At 75.5% G+C, this 16613-nt stretch carries 14 protein-coding genes; 5 read left to right on the forward strand and 9 right to left on the reverse strand.

Features of this window, described 5'->3' with window-relative positions; translation table 11 throughout:
• Positions 1–5: 5 nt before the first annotated feature.
• Positions 6–1403: a geranylgeranyl reductase family protein gene (locus ABTX81_RS37725; protein ID WP_350555117.1), complete on the reverse strand. Its 1398-nt coding sequence runs from the start codon at positions 1401–1403 to the stop codon at positions 6–8.
• 348 nt (positions 1404–1751) lie between these two features.
• Between ABTX81_RS37725 and ABTX81_RS37730 the strand changes: the two genes are divergently transcribed.
• Entirely contained in the window at positions 1752–2864 is a 1113-nt protein-coding gene (locus ABTX81_RS37730; RefSeq protein ID WP_350555119.1) for an LAETG motif-containing sortase-dependent surface protein, read from the forward strand.
• Positions 2865–2961: 97 nt separating this feature from the next.
• Here the strand turns inward: ABTX81_RS37730 and ABTX81_RS37735 are convergent, their stop codons facing one another.
• The 3 genes from ABTX81_RS37735 to ABTX81_RS37745 all read right to left on the reverse strand — a co-directional run bounded on the left by ABTX81_RS37735 (position 2962) and on the right by ABTX81_RS37745 (position 6618).
• Entirely contained in the window at positions 2962–4062 is a 1101-nt protein-coding gene (locus tag ABTX81_RS37735) for a calcium:cation antiporter (RefSeq protein WP_350555121.1), read from the reverse strand.
• Between the two features lie 73 nt (positions 4063–4135).
• Positions 4136–5797, reverse strand: coding sequence for a serine/threonine-protein kinase (locus ABTX81_RS37740; protein ID WP_350555123.1), 1662 nt, complete (start codon positions 5795–5797; stop codon positions 4136–4138).
• Complete coding sequence (locus ABTX81_RS37745; protein ID WP_350555125.1) at positions 5794–6618, reverse strand: serine/threonine protein kinase; 825 nt, start codon at positions 6616–6618, stop codon at positions 5794–5796. The genes ABTX81_RS37740 and ABTX81_RS37745 overlap by 4 nt, the downstream gene beginning before the upstream one ends.
• Positions 6619–6914: 296 nt before the next feature.
• Between ABTX81_RS37745 and ABTX81_RS37750 the strand changes: the two genes are divergently transcribed.
• A complete protein-coding gene (locus ABTX81_RS37750) occupies positions 6915–7340 on the forward strand; it encodes a hypothetical protein (RefSeq protein WP_350555127.1) in 426 nt (141 codons plus the stop codon).
• 42 nt (positions 7341–7382) lie between these two features.
• On the opposite strand, the gene ABTX81_RS37755 is transcribed toward ABTX81_RS37750, so the two are convergent.
• Entirely contained in the window at positions 7383–8519 is a 1137-nt protein-coding gene (locus ABTX81_RS37755) for an aminotransferase class I/II-fold pyridoxal phosphate-dependent enzyme (RefSeq protein WP_350555129.1), read from the reverse strand.
• A gap of 107 nt (positions 8520–8626) precedes the next feature.
• Positions 8627–10021: a beta-propeller fold lactonase family protein gene (locus tag ABTX81_RS37760; RefSeq protein WP_350555131.1), complete on the reverse strand. Its 1395-nt coding sequence runs from the start codon at positions 10019–10021 to the stop codon at positions 8627–8629.
• A 288-nt stretch (positions 10022–10309) separates the two neighbouring features.
• On the opposite strand from ABTX81_RS37760, the gene ABTX81_RS37765 reads away from it, so the two are divergent.
• Positions 10310–11209 carry a PaaX family transcriptional regulator C-terminal domain-containing protein gene (locus ABTX81_RS37765; RefSeq protein WP_350555133.1) on the forward strand — a complete coding sequence of 300 codons (900 nt, stop codon included), beginning with the start codon at positions 10310–10312 and terminating at the stop codon, positions 11207–11209.
• A 9-nt stretch (positions 11210–11218) separates the two neighbouring features.
• Here the strand turns inward: ABTX81_RS37765 and ABTX81_RS37770 are convergent, their stop codons facing one another.
• From ABTX81_RS37770 to ABTX81_RS37780, 3 genes are all read right to left on the reverse strand, one after another.
• The gene (locus tag ABTX81_RS37770) at positions 11219–12073 is read right to left on the reverse strand and encodes an SAM-dependent methyltransferase (RefSeq protein ID WP_350555135.1); all 855 of its coding nucleotides are present in this window, start codon (positions 12071–12073) and stop codon (positions 11219–11221) included.
• 132 nt (positions 12074–12205) lie between these two features.
• Entirely contained in the window at positions 12206–12625 is a 420-nt protein-coding gene (locus ABTX81_RS37775; protein WP_350555137.1) for a hypothetical protein, read from the reverse strand.
• Complete coding sequence (locus ABTX81_RS37780; protein ID WP_350555139.1) at positions 12622–14472, reverse strand: AbeC-like domain-containing protein; 1851 nt, start codon at positions 14470–14472, stop codon at positions 12622–12624. Before ABTX81_RS37780 ends, ABTX81_RS37775 begins: the two co-directional genes overlap by 4 nt.
• A 295-nt stretch (positions 14473–14767) precedes the next feature.
• Here ABTX81_RS37780 and ABTX81_RS37785 point away from each other — a divergent pair, with 295 nt between their 5' ends.
• Both ABTX81_RS37785 and ABTX81_RS37790 read left to right on the forward strand, forming a co-directional pair.
• Complete coding sequence (locus ABTX81_RS37785; RefSeq protein WP_350555141.1) at positions 14768–15247, forward strand: RrF2 family transcriptional regulator; 480 nt, start codon at positions 14768–14770, stop codon at positions 15245–15247.
• A 141-nt stretch (positions 15248–15388) separates the two neighbouring features.
• Complete coding sequence (locus ABTX81_RS37790) at positions 15389–16603, forward strand: globin domain-containing protein (protein WP_350555143.1); 1215 nt, start codon at positions 15389–15391, stop codon at positions 16601–16603.
• Positions 16604–16613: the final 10 nt, after the last annotated feature.

Below are 16613 nucleotides of genomic sequence, written 5' to 3' on the forward strand. Positions count from 1 at the left end.
CGGGGTCAGACCCGGGTGCTCGGGGCCAGGCGGCCGACGAGGTGCAGCAGGCGGTCCAGGGCGTCGCGGGAGTTGGGCTCGGTCAGGTTGACCATCAGCCGGAAGGTCGCCCGCAGCAGGGCGGGGCTGCCCAGCCCGGCCGCGCCGGCGGCGCCCACCAGGCGCGGGCGGCTCAGCGCCGCGGCGGCGAGCCGGCCGAGCGCGAAGTAGCCGTCGTAGGCGGCGCGCAGTGCCTGCGGGTAGGCGCGCAGGGCCAGGTCCCGGCCGCGGTCGGTGCGCCGGGCGAGGGCCTGGACGATCGCCTCGGCGGCGTAGCGGCCGGACTCCATCGCGTAGGCGATGCCCTCGCCGGTGGCCGGGCTGACCGTGCCGCCGGCGTCGCCGACCAGCAACAGGCCGTCGGCGTAGTGGGGTTGCCGGTTGAGGCCCATCGGGAGGGCGGAGCCGCGGATCGGCTCGGTGACGGCCTCGGGGTGGTAGCCGTACTCGGCGGGCAGGTCGTCGCACCAGCGGCGGAGCAGCTGGCGCCAGTCCACCTCGTGGGGCACCGCGCCGGTGTCGACCACGCCGAGGCCGACGTTGGCGGTGCCGTCGCCCATGCCGAACACCCAGGCGTAGCCGGGCAGCAGGCGGTGGGCCGGGTCGGTGGGATCGCGCAGGTCGAGCCAGGCCTCCAGGTAGCGGTCCTCGTGGCGCGGGGTGGTGAAGTAGGTGCGGTAGGCGACGCCCATCGCGCGGTCGGTGCGGCGGTAGCGCCGCATCGCCAGGGAGAGCCGGGTGGAGTTGCCGTCGGCGGCGACCACCAGGGGCGCGCGGTAGGTGACGGGCCGGCGCTCCTCGCCGAGCCGGGCGGTGACCCCGGTGATCCGGCCGGTCCGCTCGTCGACCACCGGGCCGGCGACGTTGGCCCGCTCCACCAGCCGGGCGCCGGCCGCGGCGGCGCGGCGGGCGAGCAGTTCGTCGAAGTCGGCGCGGCGGCGGACCAGTCCGAAGCCCGGGAAGGCCGACAGCTCGGGCCAGTCGAGTTCCACCCGGCGTCCGCCCGCGACGATCCGCAGGCCGCGGTTGTGCAGCCAGCCGGCGGATTCCGAGACGTCGATGCCGAGGTCGATCAACTGCCGCACGGCGCGGGGGGTCAGGCCGTCGCCGCAGACCTTCTCGCGCGGGAAGGCGGACTTCTCCAGCAGGAGGACGTCCAGGCCGGTGCGGGCCAGGTGGTAGGCGGCGGTGGAGCCGGCCGGGCCCGCGCCGACCACGATCACATCGGCCTCCGCCACGCCGTCGCCGGACGCGTCGGCGGCGGCGGACGGCTCCACGCCGCCGACCGGGTCGGCGCCGCCGGGAGCCCGGGCGGGGTCCGGCTGGGCGGGGCGGGTGGACGACTGCTGTGCTGGGCCGGGCATGCGACGCTCCCACGGTGTCGGTCCTGCGGCGGACTCGGCGAATTCGGCGGACACAGACGATATGGACCGCGAACGCCCCGTCGAACCCGACACGCGGGCATCGGGCGCCCCGTCCGGCTCCGCCGACCCGATCCGGCGCACGGGTCTCTCACATCCGAGTGACCGAATCGTTGCGGTGGACTTGTCGGACAATCGGCTCTGCTCCATCGCAATGCGGCCAAACCCTCCTTGCGAGGCCGGACCCGCTGCGGGATTTTGATGCGTCTCGTCCGCCGACCGCCGTCGGCCGAGGGCTCCCACACCTCCCGCGCGGTCCCCCGGGACCGCCGATCCCCGTTGGACACAGCCATGCGCATTCACTCCACCGCGGCGAAATCCCTGGTCGCCGTTCCCACCATCGCCGCTCTGCTGCTCGCCGCCCCCGCCGCCGAGGCCGCGAAGGGCAACAACGGCACCGTCAAGATCCACGACTCCTCGACGGGCGAGGAGCCCCGGGAGAACGAGCCCAAGGTCTGCACCTTCTACCTGGACTCCTTCGGCTTCGACGCGGGCCAGGACATCGTCTGGACCATCGCCCGGATGCACGGCGACAAGGAGACCGCCGTCGTGTACGGCGACCTCCCGGTGGACGGCAAGGGCCACGTCCGGACCGAGGACATCAACCTGCCGGACGGCCAGTACAAGCTGTACTGGGAGGCGATCGAGCTGAAGGACGGCAAGCTGCCGACCCCGCCGCCGAAGCCCAACCACCCAAAGCAGAAGGTGTTCAAGGTGGCCTGCGGGGGCACCCCGACGCCGAGCGCCACCCCGACGCCGACGCCGACGCCGACCAGGACGACCCCGGTTCCGCCGCCGCCGACTCCCAGCACCACGCCGACCAGCACGCCGACCACCACCCCGTCGACGACGCCGAGCACGACGCCCAGTGCCACGCCCACGGTGACCCCGAGCGTGACCCCCAGCGCGACGCAGACGCCGACCCCGACCGCGACGCCGCCGAACCCGACGGTCCCGCCGACTGTTCCGCCGACCGTCGTGCCGACCGTCTCGCCGAGCGGGGTCCCCTCGCCCACGCCGAGCACCACCCCGTCCGCGACCCCCTCGGGCACCCCGAGCGTCACCCCGGCCCCGTCCGCCACCGGTTCGGCGAGCCCGTCGGCCTCCGCCACGCCGAGCGGCCAGGCCCCCGCGCCGGCCCAGAGCGGCCAGGCCCCCAAGCCGACCGCGACCGTCCCGGTGCACACCGCGCCCCCCGGGACCGTGATCGACCCGCAGAACCCGCTGATCATGCCGGCCGAGGTCAGCGTGCCCACCCCGATCGCCGGTGCCGCCCCGGTCGGCAAGGACCTCGCGTCCACCGGTAGCGACGGCAGCACCCTGCTGATGGCCGGCGCGGGCACCGTCCTGCTGCTCGGCGGCGCCGGCGCCGTCGTCTACACCCGCCGCCGCCGCTCCTCCTGATCCTTCCGGAGCCCGGGCACGCCAACGGGCCGGCGACCTTCCGAGGTCGCCGGCCCGTTCGCCCGTCCCGCCCGCCCCTGCGCTCACCGGAGTGCGCTCAGGGCGTGATCGCCAGTTCCACGTAGGCGGCCAGGATGGCCAGGTGCACCGCGCCCTGGAGCGGGGTGGCCCGGCGCGGGATGACCGTCAGCGTGCCGACCACGATGGTCAGCGTGAGCAGCACCAGGTGGGAGGAGTCCAGGCCGAGCACCAGCGGCCCGGAGAGCCAGTACGAGGCGACGGCGACGGCCGGGATGGTCAGGCCGATGCTCGCCAGCGCCGAGCCGAGCGCCAGGTTGAGGCTGGTCTGCACCCGGTTGCGCCGGGCCGCGCGCAGGGCGGCGATGGTCTCCGGCAGCAGGACCAGCAGGGCGATCACCACACCGACCACCGAGTTCGGCAGCCCGGCCGACTGGACGGCCGACTCGATGGTCGGCGAGACGCCCTTGGCCAGGCCGACCACCGACACCAGCGCCACACCGAGCAGGACCAGGCTGACGAGGGTGGCCCGGCGGGTCGGCGGCGCCGCGTGGTCCTCCTCCTCGACCACCTTGCCCTCCGCGGTGACCGGCAGGAAGTACTCCCGGTGGCGGACCGCCAGGGTCGCCACGAACAGGCCGTACAGCACCAGCGAGGCGGCGGCCGCGAAGGCCAGCTGGGCGGGCGAGAACTGCGGGCCGGGCGAGGTGGTGGTGAAGGTCGGCAGGACCAGGCTCAGGGTGGCGAGGGTGCCGATGCAGGCCAGCGCCGCGCCTGTGCCCTCGGCGTTGAAGACCGCCACCCGGTGCTTGCTGGCCGCCACCACGATGGACAGGCCGAGGATGCCGTTGCAGGTGATCATCACGGCGGCGAACACGGTGTCCCGGGCGAGCGTCGACGCCTTGTCGCCTCCGTCGGCCATCAGGGTCACGATCAGCGCGACCTCGATCACCGTCACCGCGACCGCCAGCACCAGGGAACCGAACGGCTCCCCCACCTTGTGGGCGATCACCTCCGCGTGGTGCACGGCGGCGAGCACCGCGCCCGCCAGGAACAGTGACACCACGCCCACCACCCAGCCGGGGAGTTCGCGGTGCCAGGTCAGGGCCAGGACGGCGAAGGCCAGCAGGGGCACGACGACGGTCCACTGCGAGACGACTGGTCGGAGCTTGGTGAACATGCCGCCGAGCATCCCATCCGGAAGCACAGGTTCCGCGGCGACGCCACCGGGGAGGCGGCGGATGTGGCCGACCTCATGACCCGGCCACCGTACTCCCGCCGTACGCCGCGAGGTAGGCGAGGAACCTGCTGACGTGCGGTTTCACCCGATCGGGGACGCCGCCGGCATCGGCCACGGTCTTGTCGCTCGTCCGGTAGCCGGCCGTCACCAGGGCGGGCAGCTCGGCGGAGGGGTAGCCGCGCTGCTTGAAGCGCTGGGCGAGCCAGCAGACGTAGCCGCCCATCGCGGCGATCGCGTCGTCGGGGTCCATGTAGTCCTTGACGCCGTCGTGGTCGCCGTCCTGCGCCCAGGCATTGAAGACGGTGGGCGTCCACATCGCCACGCCGTACTCCCCGCTCCTGGTGTCGGCGGCGGCCACGTCGAAATGGGACTCGGTCTTGATCATCGCGGCCAGCAGCACCGGGGTGACCTCGGGCTCGGGGCAGCGGCGGGCCGCGTCGTCGATCGGGCCGCGCAGCGCGGCCGGGACGTCGGCGTCGGGCGGGATCGCGCCGACCCGCACCGTGCCCCGCGCGGCCGCGGCCGGCCTCGACCCGCCGGGGACCGAGCCGCCGGGGAGCGACCCGCCGAGGACCGGCGCGCCGGACACGACCGGCTCCGGCGCGCCGGTGAGCGCGAGCAGGACCGCCGCCCCGGTGAGCCCCGCCGTCACGCCGACGGCAGTGCGCCGGTGCCGCAGCCGGACCGGGTGCCGGGCCGGGTGCCGGGCGGCCGGGCCTTCGCCGAGCGCGTCGGCGAGCAGCGCCGCGAGGTCCACCTCCGCGCGCCGCCGCCGGTCGGCCGCCAGGCAGGCGGTGACCAGCGGTCGCCACCGCTCGGGCAGCGCGGCGTCCAGGCGCAGCGGCGCGCTGCCGCGCGCGTACGCCAGGGCGGCGAGCGAGCGGGCGCGGGCGGTGGCGCCGAGGAACGGGTGCAGGCCGCCGGTCAGCAGCTGATGGGCGAGCACGCCGAAGGCCCACAGGTCCGCGCTCGGGCGCAGGGCCACGCCGTGGGTGCCGGTCCGCTGGGACCACCACTCGGGCGGCACGTGGTCGGGCGAGCCGAGCGGCGGGGCGTAGGCGTGGGTGCCGTCCAGTTCGGCGGTCAGGCCGAAGTCGGCGAGCTTGGCGGTGCCGTCGGGCATGAGCAGGACGTTGGCGGGCTTGAGGTCGCCGTGCACCCAGCCGGCGGTGTGCATGTGGCGCAGCCCGGCGGCGACCTCGGCGAGGATCCGGCCGGCGTCCGGGACGGGCTCCGGCGGCCGGCTGCCGGCCAGCACGTCCTGGAGGCTGCGCGCGGCACGCTCCATCACCAGGGCGAGCGCGCCGTCCAGGGCGGGGCGGGCCGGGTCGGCGAGGGCGACCACGGCGAGGGTGCGGATCAGGTGGGGGTGGTCGGCGCGGCGGCTGAACCGCAGCTCGCGGCGGGCGAGCTGGAGCATGGTGTCGCGCTGGCCGGGGCTGAGCCGGCCGGGGTGGAGGAACTTGACGGCCGCCTCGCGGGGCCCGGCGCCGGGCGTGTCGCCGCCGGGGTCCGCCGGGTCGCGCCGGGCGGCGTGCACGCTGCCCCAGGCGCCCGCGCCGATCCGCTCGCCCACCCGGTACCCGGCGACCGGGTAGCCGGGCGGCACCTCGAACCCGGGCTCGCCGTCCGCCCCGCCGTCCGGCGGCCCGGGGCTGTGCGGCTGCCGGGTCACCCGCCGGGCCGGGACGGGAGCAGCGCCAGGTGCTCCTCCCGGACGAGGTCGAACCGCAGGGCCAGCGCGACGAGTTCCTCCCGCTTGCCGCCCGGCTCGCCCGCCTCCACCGGGTCGCGCAGCCGGAGCTTGCTGCCGACCAGGTAGTCGATGTGGTAGTTGACCGCCGAGCGGCTGAGGTCACGGCAGGACGGCAGGCCGCGCAGCCGCGCGACCACGTCGGTGGCGCCGGGGACGACCGCCGCGGAGGGCGAGCGCAGCCGCGGCTCGCAGAGCGCGAGCAGCACGAGGAAGTACTTGGCGGTCGGGTCCAGGGCGAACGGGCTGACGGTGCGCTCGCCGTCCACCCCGACGGAATCGGCCGCGGCCGCCGAGGCGGCCGACTCGCAGGTCAGGTAGGCGTGTTGCGGCGCGAAGACCTTGAACGCCGCAGGTTCGCCGTGAGCGGGCAGCAGCACCCGGGAGATCTCGAAGGGGACGGGCGCGCCGAGCCGGCCGGGCGCGACCTTGACGTGCTCCCCGGCGCCTTCGAGGTTCTCCACGACATAGGTGGCGGTGGTGCTGAAGTTGGAGAGCCGCCAGTAGTCCTCGGCGGCGGTGATCTCGCCGGCGCGGCGCGACACGCCCGGGTCGGGGATCGGCACGGCGGGCGGGCGGCCGGGCTCGCCGCGCCCGAACGCGGCGGTGTCGCCCGGCCCGAGGTGCAGCAGGGACGGGCGGGTGGGCGGAGCGCCGCGCGGCGGCCGCGGCAGTCGGGCGAAGCGGCGGTCCGGCGGGGTCTGCGGACGGGGGTCGGGCAACTGCACGATGACCGTGGCCATCCGGGTCACCTCCGTGGGTCGGCCCGATCGTAGCCGTCCGAACCACCCGGCAGCGGCAGGCCACCCGGACGAGTGAACGCCGCGCCACCGTGGGCGAGTTGCCCGCCGGTGCCGCTCCGCTCCGGCGCGCCGCCCGGCCGACACCTGAGGGTAACCGCGATGTCACCGGCGGGATCGCAGTACGTAGTTGAACGGTCACCATGAGTGTGATGCAGCACACATAGGGCATGTCCAGGATGTGTGCAAGACTCATCCCACAGAGTGAGATTCCCTTTCTTTCCAAGGAGGTTGACATCATGCGCGCTCGGATCGCAGCTCTGATGCTGGCGGCGGCAGGGATCACGGCGGCCACGGTCCTTCCGGCCGCGGCCGTGACGGCCACCGCCGCGACCACCCCCACGACCGGGACCGGCGCCGTCGCGTGCACGGCGGTGCTGAATCACCCGTGCGTGTGGCAGGAGAACGACGGTGCGGGCGTCGTCGGCATGGCCCAGGTCTCCGCCGACCCGGAGCAGTTGACGGTCGTCCAGGTCGAGGTGCGCACCCAGCGCGCCTGGGGCGGCCCGTGGGTGACGGCCGCCTCCGCGACCACCGTCACCCGGGGCTCCGCGACGGCCGTGACGCCGCGCGTGGTCACCCAGGACCTCAGGATGGTGTGCGCCACCGCCGGCCCCGTCCTGGAGGCGGCGCAGCGGGTGACCACCTGTACCAACCCGTTCTGACGCCCCGTCCGGGGACGGGGACCTGAGGGAGCGGTGGCCGGGTCAGCGGCGGCGGCCGTCCAGCCAGGAGGCGAAGGCCTCCAGCGCGGGCGCCGGGTCGCGCCGGCCGACGCCGATCCGGAACCGGTCGGCCGGCGTCGGGGTCAGCTCCGAGCGGAAGACGGAGGCCGGCAGCAGCAGGACGCCGGCCTCCTCGACCAGCCCGGCGCAGAAGGCCTCGACGCCGTCCGCCCCGAGGTAGCGCGGGTAGGCGACGCAGCCGCCGTCCGGGGCGCGCCACTCGAAGAGGTCGTCGTAGCGGGCGAAGAACTCCTCGAAGAGCGGCAGGTTGGCCGCGATGACCGCCCGGTTGCGGGCCAGGATCCGCTCCCGGGCCTTGACCGCGATCCGGGCGAGGACCTCGCTCGGCGCGGCGTTGCAGATGGTGGTGTAGTGCTTGGCGCGCTCCAGGCGGCCGCGCAGTTCCCGGTCGCGGCAGACGATCCAGCCGATCCGGAGGCCCGGCAGGCCGAGCGACTTGGAGGTGACGTCGAGCGAGAGGGCGCGCGCGGAGAGGTCCGCGGCGCGTGGCAGGGCGCGCGCCGGGTCGCGCTCCAGGCCGCGGTAGACCTCGTCGCTGAACAGGTGGATGCCGCGCTCGTCGCAGAGTTCGGCCAGCCGGACGAAGTCGGCGGCCCCGATCACCTTCCCGGTGGGGTTGTTGGGGAAGTTGACGGACACCACCCGGGTGTCGGGGCGCAGCGCGGCGGTGAGTTCGTCGAGGTCGAGGGCCCAGTCGCGGGCGGGGTCGAGGGCGACGCCGGTGACCTCGCAGAGCGAGAGCGGGACGGTCTCGGCCGACTGGTAGCCGGGTGTGAGCACGACGGCGTGGTCGTCGGGGCCGAGCAGCACCTGCATGGCCAGGTTGAGCCCCTCCTGGGCGCCGCCGAAGCAGATCACGTCCTCGGGGCCGGCCAGCTCGTACATGCCGGCGATCGCTTCCCGCAGGGCCGGGTCGCCGAAGGTCTCGGTGTAGCCGAGGGCGAGGGTGTCCCAGGCCCGCCGGTCCTCGGGGTCCGCCAGGGCGAGCAGCTCGGACATCGCCATGGTCTGCGCGTCGGAGGCGGTCAGGTGGTGGCGGGCGGTGAACTCCCAGCGGGAGAAGTACGTCTCCAGCCGGAAGTCGGGGAGCCTGGTCATGGGGCGGACTGTACGTCCGGATTGATCGTTCCGTCCAGGACCGTGCGCGAGCGGGCGGGCCCGCCCCCGGGGTGCGACGGGGGCGGGCCCCGGGCCCTGAACCACGCTCAGTCGCAGCTGATCGCCAGCAGCCCGACCGTGCAGGTGCGGCTCGCCGTGTCGTCGGCGGACACCGGGTCGGCCGGGGCGCCGGCCGTGCGGGCGGTGGTGAGGGTGAAGGTCCGGCCGAGGTTGACGAGCAGGCCCGCCTGGAGGGTGAGGTGGCGGGTGGTGCTCGCGCCGGCGGCCAGCGGGGCGGTGAGCGCGCAGGTCAGCCGGCCGGCGGAGACGGCGCAGTCCGGGCTGGTCGCGGTGAGCCCGGTCGGCAGGGCGGCCGCGACGGTGGCGGCGGTCGCCTCGCCGGGGCCCTGGTTGGTGAGGGTGAGCGTGTAGTCGACCCGTCCGCCGAGCAGGCCGGACACCGGGGAGGCGGTGAGCGCGACGGCGAGGTCGGCCGTCGGCGCCGGCGGCGGCGGGAAGGCGAGCACCCGCACCGCGCCGCCGTCGAAGTCGGCCAGGTAGCCGCGCCGGCTGTCGGGCGTGAGTGCCAGGGTGAAGGGGCTCGCCCCGACCGGGACGGTGGCGGTGACGGTGCCGCTCGCGGCGTCGATGACGCTGAGCGTGCCGTCGGCGTAGTCGCTCGCGTAGACGGTCCGGCCGTCGGGGGCGACGGCGACCGCGTACGGGTTGGCGCCGACCTGGACGGTCGCGGTCACGGCCAGGGTGGCGGTGTCCACCACGCTGACGGTGGAGTCGCCGCCGTTGCCGGTCCACAGCCGGGAGCCGTCGGGGGCCAGGGCGAGGCCGAAGACGCCGTGGCCGACGGGTATCGAGGCGCTCACTCTGCCGGTGGCGGTGTCGAGCACGTCGATCCGCCGCGCGCCGGAGGCGGCCACGTACACCCGCCCGCCGTCCGGGGCGACGGCCACGCCGTGCGGCTCGGCGCCGACCGGGACGGTGGCGGCGACGGTGCCGCTCGCGGTGTCGAGCACGCTGAGCGTGCCGGCGCCCGCGTTGGTCACGTACGCGCGGGCGCCGTCGGGGGCGACCGCCACTCCGAAGGCGCCGTCGCCGGCCGGGACGGTGGCGGTGACCGTGCCGCTCGCGGTGTCCACCACGCTGACCGTGCCGGTGAGGTGGTGGGTGAGGTAGGCGCGGCCGCCGTCGGGCGCGAGGGCGAGCGCGTACGAGCCGGTGCCGGCGGTGAAGGTGCCGGTGACCGCGCCGGTGGCGGTGGACAGCACGGTCACGGTGCCGTCGCTCTGGCTGGTCACATAGGCCCGCCCGCCGTCCGGCGCGAGGGCGAGGCCCGCCGGGTACGGCGCGACGGCGATGGTGGCCGTCACCGTGGGCGGCGGCGTGGCGGCCACGGCACCGGCGGGCTGGGCGAGCAGGGCGGCCACGGCCGCGCCGACGGCGGCGAGGGCCGGCCGGCGGCGGCGGGGAGAGGGGTGTGTGGTCAACGGGATCTCCGGAGTCGTCGGTTCGCCGGGCGGCGCGCGGTCGCTTCGAGCGCCCCAGGGGGACCGCTCGGCTCACCCGGCCCACCCGGATCGCCCGAAGCGTAGAAGCCGGGCTGACGAAGCGTCAGGGGATGACCGGGATTGTCGCCAACCGTTCAGGTCCGGTCAATTGGTCCCCATTCGAACCGTCGCCCGGGCCGCCACGACGGAAACGCTCGTTCGGACACCGATCGTTTCCGGCCATTACACTCGTCCGAGGAGACGGAGAGCACGGGAGGAGCGGCGGCGATGGCCGAGGAGGCACGGGCCGAGGTGCCCACCCGGACCCTGGTCGAGGGCATGGTCCGGGCGGACGGCACCATCGACGCCGGCGAGCTGTACGCCGTCGCGGGCGAGCTCGGCATGACCGACCAGCAGGTGCGGCTGTGCGTCAAGCGGATGGCGGCCGACGGCCTGCTCGTCCAGGAGGGCCGGGGCCGGCGCGCCGTGCTGCGGGAGACCGAACACGCCCGGCGGTCCGCGGAACCCGAGGTCGGGTTCGTCCGCCACATGTACGCCCAGGACGCCGGGCTCGCCCCGTGGGACGGCCGCTGGCACCTGGTCGCCTTCGCCGTCCCCGAGTCCGCCCGTACCGCCCGGGACGCCCTGCGGGAAGCGCTGGTCCGGCTCGGCGGCGCGGCCGTCCAGGGCGGCGTCTACGTCAGCGCCAACGACTGGGAGCCCTATGTCGAGGCCGAGGCCGACCGCCTCGGCGTCCGGGACAACGTCACCCTGCTCACCACCACCGACCTGCGCATCGCCGGCGACGACGACCCGGCCGCGCTGGCCCGCCGGCTCTGGCCGCTCGACGACCTCGCCGAGGGCCACCGCCGGCTCGCCGCCCTCGCCGCCGACCGCCTCGCCCGGCTGACCGCCACCGGCCCGGGCGGCGCGCCCAGCCGGGTCGAGCACCTGGCGATCGCCGTCGAACTGGCCGCCGGGTTCACCCGTGCCACCGCGCCCGACCCGCTGCTCCCGCCCGAGCTCCTCCCCCGCCCCTGGCCCGGCGCCGAGGCCCGCGCACTCACCGCCGACTGCTGGCGCCTGCTGCGCCGCGCCGAGCGGCGGGCCTCCGAACCCGGCCCCCGGTTCTTCCGGCGCTACGACGAGGTGATGGCCGAGATCACCGGCGAGCCGCGGACGTCCTGAGCCCGGCGGTCAGCGCTTGACGGCCACGCCGCCGTACATCGCGATGTCCCGGTCGCGGACCGGCGCGGCGCCGGGCTCCGGGTGCCAGTGGTGGACCAGGGTGACGCCCGGGTCCAGCAGGTCGTAGCCGTCGAAGAAGGCGAGCGTCTCGGCGCGGTCCCGGATCTGCAGCGGGATGCCCCGGGCGTTGTACTCGCGGCCCACGCCGCCGACGCCGACCGGGTCGGTGTCGCCGGTGAAGACGGTCAGGGCGAGGAAGCTGCCCGGCGCCAGCCGGTCCATCAGCCGGCGCACGATGCCCTGCGGGTCGTCCTCGTCGAGCACGAAGTGCACGATCGCGATCAGCGAGAGCGCCACCGGCTGCGACAGGTCCAGGACTTCGCGCAGCCGCGGCGCGCCCAGGATCGCGTCGACGTCGCGCAGGTCGGCGTCCAGGTAGGCGGTGCGGCCCTCGGGCCGGCTGGTCATCAGCGCCCGGGCGTGGGTCAGCACGATCGGGTCGTTGTCGACGTACACCACCCGCGACCCGGGCGCCACCTCCTGGGCGATCTCGTGCACGTTCGGGGAGGCGGGAATGCCCGCGCCGATGTCCAGGAACTGCCGCACGCCGTGCTGTTCGGCGAGGTGGCGGACCACCCGCTCCATGAAGCCGCGGGTGGTCCGCATCGAGGTCGGCAGGGCCGGCCAGGCCCGCACGGAGGCGTGCGCGGCGGCCCGGTCCGGCTCGAAGTTGGTCTTGCCGCCGATCAGGTAGTCGTACACCCGCGCCGAGTGCGGGACGTCCATCCGGAGGTCGGCCCCCGTCCAGCCGTCCTCGCCCCGCCCGCCCGTCCGCTCTCCCGACACCTGGTCAGCGCGCGCCATGCCCACCCTCCGTACAGCCCCATTGACGTTCCGTCCGCACCCCGCCGCCGCTCCGCCCGCGTCAACTCCGCGGGCGCGACGCCTTGGTGCGCATGGTAACCGTAACCCGGGGCCCGACGGCCGGTCAGGGCATCAGCTCTGCCCGAACAGCGCGGCGAAGGCTGCCTCCAGACCGCTCACCGCCGCGGCGAGCACCGCGACCGCGCGCAGCGCGTCGGCCGCCGCGCGGACCCGGCGGCGCAGCGGCCCCTCGCGGGGCTCGTCGAGGGCGGTCTCGTCGAGGATGCCGGCCAGCGCGGCGTCGGCGTCCGCGGCGTCCTCCTCCGGTACGGCGTCCGGCTGTTCGGCCCGCAGCCGGGCGAGCTCGGTGCGCAGCGCCTCGGCGGCCGTCCGCAGCCGCTCGGGGCCGGCCGGGGCGGCGGGCCCGGCCGCCTCGGCGCCGATCGAGACGGTGGCGCCCCGGCCGCCGGCGACATGGCCGCGCACGGTGGAGCCGACCACCTGGACGCCGCCGTCGTTGTGGTTGCCGCCCGGTGGCTGCTGCTCCGTCATGAGGCCTTCCCCTTCGGCAGGTTGACGTTCGCGCCGGCTCCGCCCGCGACCGGGCCGTGCACGGTGGAGTTGACCACCTGGACGCCTCCGTTGTTGACGTTGGTGATGCTCTGGGCCTGCTCCTCGAAGGCCGCGCTGTCGTAGCCGCGTGCCCGCAGTTCGTCACCGACCGCGCTGAACACCCGCTGGGCGACGGTGTTGAGGAACCGCTGGACGTCGTGCGCCTGGAAGATGTTCTGGTACTCGCCGCCGGCGCCGAGTTCACGCACGCTGAGCCGGGGCGCGTAGTCGACGGCGTAGCCGGCCCGGGTGAGGTGGCGGTAGCGGCGGCGCAGTTGGGCCGCCCGGCTGCGCGAGGTCCGGACCGCCGCCAGCTGGCCGACGGCGATCCCGACGTCCCCGCCGAGCCGGCGGGCGGCCCAGCCGAGCGCGTTCGCCGCGTGGGCGAGGCCGGAGCGCCGCCCGAGCAGGTCGACCACGTGGTAGGCCTGCGCGACCGGCTCCAGCACGTAGGGCAGCCACTCCAGGTAGAGCAGTCCGCCGCGGGTGGTGGCGCGGACCAGGACGGTGATCACCACCTCCTCCTGCCAGGAGCCGACCCGGACCGCCAGGTAGTGGCGCAGCCGCTCGTGGCCGGTGCGGCTCAGCAGGTCGGCCCAGGCGGGTTCGAGCAGCACCTGGTCGCCGGCCCGGCCGGACATCGCGCCGAGCCAGCCCGCCGGGTCGTCGCCGCGCAGGCTGGGCCGGAACACCCGGTCGGTGACGGAGAGTCCGCGCAACGGGTCCTCGGGGTAGCGCGGGTCCTGGGCGAGCGCGCGGACCCGCTGGGCGATCGTGCGGTAGAGCACGGTGGCGTCGATCGGTTCGGGCGCGCGCCCCTGGGCGGCCCGTTCGCCGGAGGGGCGCAGCTCGAAGGTCATCCGCCAGGTGCGCCCGGCGCGGCCGAGGCCGACCAGCGGCGCCTGCCGGCGGTAGAGCAGCTCGGGCCCGCTCTGCTGCTCGCGCAGCCGCTCGTACAGCCAGGCGGCCCGGGCGCCGTGCGGCTCCGGGGGCGGCGCGGGGGCGCCGCCGGCGTGGCCGAAGGCGGTCAGCCGGCGCCGGATCCGGTACCGGAGGACGGCGGCGGCCAGCCAGAGCAGCAGCAGTTCGAGGACGGCGTACCAGGCGCCGTCGAGCAGCTCCGGGTCGAGGTCCTCCAGCTGGTCCTCCAGGCCGTAGCCGAGGAGGAACACCACCAGGACGACGACGGCGAGGACTTGGCCGAGGGCGGCGAGGACGCCGGCGCCGCGGCCGGTGCGGCGCGGGGAGCGCGGGGCGATCACCAGCCGCTCGACCTCCAGGCCGAGCCGGTGGTCCATCCGGTCGGCGCCGAGGCCGCCGAGCACGCTCAGCAGCAGGACCAGCAGCAGGGCGGTGGTGCCGGCGGCGACGCCGAACAGCGGGAAGCCCAGGGCGAGCACGAGCAGGCAGCCGGCGCCGGTCCAGGCCTCCCAGCGGCGGGCGGTGAGGGCCTCGTGCAGCACCCGGACCAGGTCGGTGCCGGGCGAGGGGGCGGGGATGCGGAAGGACTGCTCGACGAGTTCGCCGATCAGCTCGGCCCGGAAGCGCCGGTCCAGCCAGGCGGCGGCGCAGAGGTAGCGGGTGGCGTCGCCGGGGACGGGGCCGGCCTGGTGGCGGAGGTTCTCGGGGGTCGCCGGCACGGCGGGCCCGACGGGCGGCGGTGCGCCGGCGGGCGGGGCGGCGGCGATCGGCGGCACGTCGGCGGGCGGCGGAGCGGCGGCGGGCGGCGGAGCGGCGGGCGGCGCGGTGAAGGACGGGCCGAGGTAGGTCGGCGTGTCGTGCGTCACGGGCCGGACCGGGCCGAGCGGGATCGACGGAGCCGGCGGATACCCCGGCGGCGGGGTGGACGGGCGTGGCGGTGGATACGGCGGTGGTCCCTGTGACGGCGGTGGCGGTGGGGTGCCACTGTCCATGATGCCCCCATTCCCCGGGCTGGCTTCCCCCGAACAAGCGTGGCCAGTAAAGCAGTTGACCTCTCCGCCGGACAGCCTTCGGACCGCGCCGACCGGTAACGGTTCGGCTCCGCCGCGTGGCGCGTGCAAGAAATTGGAGTTTTGTATTCGTATTCGATAGCTTTCGAACGTGAGGCTGACCAAGAGCACCGACATCGCCCTCCGCATCGCCATGCGGCTGGCCGTCCTCGACGAGGAGGCCAACCCGACCACCCGCGAGGTGGCCGAGGCGGTCGGCGTGCCGTACACCCACGCCGCCAAGGTGGTCAGCCGGCTGCAGCACCTGGGCGTGGTGACGGCGCGGCGCGGTCGCGGCGGGGGCCTGTCCCTCACCACGACCGGTCGCACCGGTTCGCTCGGACTGCTGCTGCGCGAGCTGGAAGGAGTGGGCGATGTGGTCGGCTGCGAGGACGAACCACCTTGCCCGCTGCGGTCGGCCTGCCGGCTGCGCGGGGCACTGCGCACCGCACAGGAGGCGTTCTTCGCCACCCTCGACCCGCTCTCGATCGGCGATCTGGTCACCGCGCCGGCCGGGCCCGTCCTGCTCGGCCTCACCCTGAGACCGGGTCTCGCCCCGAGACCCGAACCCGTCACCGGCCCCACCGGCTGACGCGTCCCGGCACCCCCCAACGCACCACCGCAGTACCGCACCGCACGGCCCCACCGTCGCGCCGCGTCACCTCCCCACGCCGGTCCGCGCATCCGCACGGCCGAAAATACGAATATCAGATTCCAGTTTGGAGCGCATTCGATGCTGTCCGCCAAGTCCGCCGAGGTCGTCGAAGCCACTCTGCCCGTCGTGGGTGGTGCGATCGGCGACATCACGCCGCTCTTCTACGACAAGATGTTCGCCGCCCACCCGGAGCTGCTGCGCGACCTGTTCAACCGGGGCAACCAGGCCAACGGCTCCCAGCGGCAGGCACTCGCGGGCTCGATAGCCGCCTTCGCGACCGCGCTGCTCGCCACTCCGGACAGCCGTCCGGACGCCCTGCTCGCCCGGATCGCCCACAAGCACGTCTCGGTCGGCATCACCGACGAGCAGTACAAGATCGTCCACGAGCACCTGTTCGCCGCCATCGTCGAGGTGCTCGGCGAGGCCGTCACCCCCGAGGTCGCCGCCGCCTGGGACGAGGTCTACTGGCTGATGGCCAACGCGCTGATCGCCATCGAGGACCGCCTGCGCGCCGAATCCGCCGCCGCCCAGAGCCTCGACCCGGCCGACCTGTGGCGCCCCTACACGGTGGTGGCCCGCTACCAGGAGACCGACGACGTCACCACCTACCTGGTCCGCCCGGCCGACGGCAAGCCGCTGCCCGCCGCCAAGCCCGGCCAGTACGTCTCGGTGCGCGCCGAACTCCCGGACGGCGCCCGGCAGATCCGCCAGTACAGCCTCTCCGGCGCCCCCGAGGGCGCGCTCCAGTTCAGCGTGAAGCGCGCCACCGCCGAGGTCCCCGGCGGTCCCGAGGGCGAGGTCTCCAACCACCTCCAGGCGACCCTGCGCGCCGGCGACACCCTCGACATCGCCCCGCCGTTCGGCGATGTCGCGCTCGCCGACGGCGACGGCCCGGTCCTGCTCGCCTCGGCCGGCATCGGCAACACGCCGATGACCGCGATGCTGGCCCACCTCGCCGCCACCGGCTCGACCCGCCGGATCGTCACCGTGCACGGCGACCGCGACCAGCTGTCGCACGCCTTCCGCGCCGACCTCGTCCAGCTGACCGCCACCCTGCCGAACGCCGCCAGCCACGTCTTCTACGAGCGTCCGCTCGGCGCGTGGCCGGCCGAGCGCACCGGCCTGGTCGACCTCTCCTCGGTCGAGGTCCCGGCGGGCACCACCGCCTACCTGTGCGGCCCGCTGCCCTTCCTGCGCGCCGTCCGCGGCCAGCTCCTCGCCGCGGGGGTCCCGGCCGCGGACATCCACTACGAGGTGTTCGGCCCGGACCTCTGGCTCGGCCAGGACGCCTGACCCGACCGGC

The sequence above is a fragment of the Kitasatospora sp. NPDC097605 genome, from assembly GCF_040302725.1.
GTDB lineage: Bacteria > Actinomycetota > Actinomycetes > Streptomycetales > Streptomycetaceae > Kitasatospora.